Annotated in this window: 1 protein-coding gene; it reads right to left on the bottom strand. The window is 68.4% G+C overall.

All coding sequences use genetic code 11. The features are described from left to right. A partial coding sequence (locus ACPZMI_RS02585; protein WP_426351614.1) for a condensation domain-containing protein occupies positions 1 to 2,538 on the bottom strand: 2,538 nt, incomplete at both ends.

Here is a 2,538-nt window from a genome sequence, read left to right as displayed (position 1 = left end):
GGCAAGCGCCGGTCATCAGCGGCCAGAAGAACTCCCACACCGACACGTCGAAGCTGAACGGGGTCTTCTGCAGCACCCGGTCCCCGGTAGTCAGGCCATAAGCCTGCTGCATCCAGCACAAGCGGTTGGTCAACGCCCGGTGGCGGTTGCCCGCGCCCTTGGGCTTGCCGGTGGAGCCGGAGGTGTAGATCACGTAGGCCAGGTTCTCGCCAGTGACTTCGATCACCGGTGCCTGCTCGGCATAGCCGCTCAGTGGCTGGTCGAGCAGCAGGCACTCCAGGCCCTGCGGCAGCGGCAACTGCTCGCGCAGGTGCGACTGGGTCAGCAGCAGTTCGATGCCGCTGTCCTCGATCATGTAGGCCAGGCGCTCGCGCGGGTATTCCGGGTCCAGCGGCACGTAGGCGCCACCGGCCTTGATCACCGCCAGCAGCGCCACGACCATTTCCACGCTGCGCTCGGCCGCCACCCCCACCAGCACATCCGGGCCCACGCCTGCCGCCTGCAGGCGGTGCGCCCACTGGTTGGCCAGGGCATCGAGCTGGCGGTAGCTGAGCTGACGCTCGCCGAACACCAGCGCCGTAGCCTCCGGCGTGGCCTCGACCTGGCGCTGGATCAGCGCCTGGACGCTGTGCTCCAGCGGGTACTCGACCGCCGTGGCGTTCCACACCTCCAACGGCAAGGCACGCTCATGGGCGTCGAGCATCGACACCTCGCCCAAGGCCCGTGTGGCCGACACGGCCAGGCCTTCCAGCAGCAGGCCCAGGTGCGCGGCCAGGCGCTCGATGGTCGCCGCCTCGAAGCTGTCGCCGTCGTAGCTGTAGTGCAGCAGCAGGCTCGTCCCCTGGTTGACCGCCAGGGTCAGCGGGTAGCTGGTCTGCTCGTGGTTGCTCACCGCGTCGAAGCGCAGCGCCTCGGGCGCGGCCTGCTCCAGCACTTCAGAGACCGGGAAATTCTCGAACACCAGCAGCGTGTCGAACAGGGCGCCACCGCCCTGCCCTGCCAGGCGCTGGATCTCGTACAACGGCGCATGCTCGAACTCGCGCAGCGCCAGGTTGCGCGCCTGTACGGCCTGCAGCCAGTCGGCCACGGTCTGTTGCGGAGTCGGCGTGGCGACCACCGGCAAGGTGTTGATGAACAGCCCCATCTGCTGCTCCATGCCCGGCAACTCCGCCGGACGCCCGGCTACCGTCGCGCCGAAGCACACGCTCGCCTGGCTGGTGTAGCGCTGCAGCAACAACAGCCAGGCCGCCTGTACCAGGGTGTTGAGGGTGACTTTCTGCTCACGGGCAAAGTTCGCCAGGCGCGCAGTGACGGCCTCGTCCACGGCGATGCGGTAGTCGCCATGGGCGGCGCCGCCCGCTCGGGGCTCCTGGCGGATGGCACGGGCCAGGTGGGTCGGCTCGTCGAGCTCCGCCAGTTGCTGGCGCCAGAACGCCTCGCACGCCTCGGCGTCCTGCACCTGCAGCCAGGCGATGTAGTCGCGGTAGCGCCCGATCGGCGCGGCCACCGTCTCACCGGCGTAGCGCGCCAGGACTTCGCCGAGCAGCTGCGAATGGCTCCAGCCATCCATCAGGATGTGATGGTGGGTCAACAACAGGTGATGACGGCCCGGCGCCGTGGCGATCAGTTGTACGCGCAGCAGCGGCGCCTGCTCCAGGTCGAAGCCCTGGGCACGCTCGGCCAATGCCAGTGCGTCCAGTGCGCCAGCCTGGTCGGCGCGGCCCTGCCAGTCGTGCAGCGCGAACGGTACTTCGACCTGGCGTGCCACCACCTGCAGCGGCTGGCTCAGCCCACCTTGCCAGAGGAAACCGGTACGCAGGATGTCATGGTTGAGCAGCGTAGCCTGCCAGGCATCGCGGAAGCGCAGCGGGTCCAGCCCGTCGATGTCCACACGCATCTGGTTGACGTAGTCACCGCTGGCCTGCTCGTAGAGGCTGTGGAACAGCATGCCCTGTTGCATCGGCGACAACGGATAGAGGTCCTGGACACTGGCGGCCGCCATTGGCAAGGCGTCCAGCTGGGCCTGGGACAAGCGGGCCAGTGGCACGTCCGAAGGGGTCAGACCGCCTGACTGGGGTTGGCAGCAGTGCTCGATCAAGGCCAGCAACGCCTGGGTATAGGCATCGGCCAGGGCCTGGATGGTGTGGCTGTCGAAGCGCGCATCGCTGAAGGTCCAGCCCAGGCTCAATTCGCCATCGAACACCTGGCCGTTGACGCTCAGCGCGTTGGCCAGGGGCGCGTCGGGGTGTTGCTCGGCACCACGGGCCTCGTCACAGGGCAGCCAGAACGCCGCCTCGCCGCTGGCGAAACTGGCATCGAACTGGCCCAGGTAGTTGAAGGTGATCGACGGGGTCGGCAGGCCAGCCAGTCGCTCGCGCACCTGCGGCGCGGCAAGCTGCGACAGCACGCCGAAGCCCAGGCCTTTGTCGGGGATCGCGCGCAACTGCTCCTTGATCTGCTTGAGCGAGTCGCCCAGGCCTGCCGCCGGGGTCAGGCGCAGCGGGAATACGCTGGTGAACCAGCCGACGCTGCGGGTCA

It is taken from the genome of Pseudomonas wayambapalatensis, from assembly GCF_049942315.1.
Taxonomy (GTDB): Bacteria; Pseudomonadota; Gammaproteobacteria; order Pseudomonadales; family Pseudomonadaceae; genus Aquipseudomonas; species Aquipseudomonas wayambapalatensis.
Note: the sequence above shows the minus strand (reverse complement) of the source record. Positions and strands in the feature narration are given on the sequence as shown.